Raw genomic sequence first — 1,241 nt, forward strand, 5'->3', positions numbered from 1 at the left:
TGGGCTGCTGCCGGTTCCGTGGACACGGGGTTAGGTTTGCATATCGCGGTCCTCGGACGCCATGGGGCTGAGATAGCCCAGCTTCGAGTGGCGTCGCCGCGGATTGTAGAAGCGCTCGATGTAGTCGAACACGTCGGCACGGGCTGCATCGCGGGTGCGGTAGACCTTGCGGGCCGTTCGTTCGGTCTTCAGCGATGAGAAGAAGCTCTCCATCGCCGAGTTGTCCCAGACGTTGCCGGCCCGGCTCATGGAGCAGGTGATGCCGTTGTCGAGGAGCAGGCGCTGGAACTGCTCGCTGGTGTATTGCGAGCCCTGGTCCGAATGGTGGAGCAGCGCATCCGCTTTTCCGCGCCGCCAGACGGCCATCATCAGGGCATCCATGACCAGCGTGGCATCCCGGTCCGCCTTCATCGACCAGCCGACGACGCGCCTGGAGAACAGGTCCAGCACAGCCGCGACATAGAGCCAGCCCTCGGCGGTCCAGATGTAGGTGAAGTCGGCCAGCCACTTCTGGTTCGGCCGGTCGGCCTGAAAGTCCCGGTCCAGGATGTTGTCGGCAATGACAGAGCGCTCGCCATCGTCCTTCGGCTTTCCACGCCGCTTTGGCCGCGCTCTCAGGGCGTTCTGCCGCATGAGGCGCTCGATCCGGTGCAGCCCGCAGGCCAGTCCGTCCTCGAGCACATCACGCCACACGCGGCGGGCACCATAGGTGCGATCGCTGGCCTTGAAGCTCTTGTCGATCTCCACGACGAGCTTCGCGTCGTAACTCGCCCGGGCGCTGGTCGGTCGCCTGAGCCAGGCGTGGAAGCCGGACCGTGAGACCTCCAGCACCGCGCACATCCAGCTGACGGGCCAGATGTGCCGATGCTTGGCAATGAATGCGAACGTCATGTCGCTTCCCGCGCGAAGTAAGCCGCGGCCTTTTTTAGGATGTCACGCTCCGCCTTGAGCTTGGCGACCTCTTTCTTCAGAGCCGCGATCTCGGCCAGTTCCGGGCGCTGCTGGCCATTGCCGGGAAACGCCGTGGCCGGCGCCACCGTCACTTCACGCATCCAGCGCCGCAGAACACTCTCGGCCAGATCCAGATCCCGGCACGCCTGGGCCACCGTCACGCCCCGCTCGGTCACCAGCTTGACCGCCTCGATCTTGAACTCGCGGCTGAACTTCCGTCTCGTCATATCCACTCTCCAGGTCAATGGTCACGATCTTATCTTCGCGTCCACGGAACCGGCAGCAGCCCA

General features: G+C 64.5%; 1 protein-coding gene. It reads right to left on the bottom strand.

Annotated features, from left to right (window positions below):
• Positions 1-30: 30 nt before the first annotated feature.
• A protein-coding gene (locus tag GVY41_RS20060) for an IS3 family transposase (protein ID WP_161348739.1) occupies positions 31-1,178 on the bottom strand; the annotation gives its coding sequence in 2 pieces (ribosomal slippage) (positions 31-929 and positions 929-1,178; 1,149 coding nt in all).
• Positions 1,179-1,241 lie beyond the last annotated feature (63 nt).

Source organism: Frigidibacter albus (assembly GCF_009908165.1).
Taxonomy (GTDB): domain Bacteria; phylum Pseudomonadota; class Alphaproteobacteria; order Rhodobacterales; family Rhodobacteraceae; genus Frigidibacter; species Frigidibacter albus.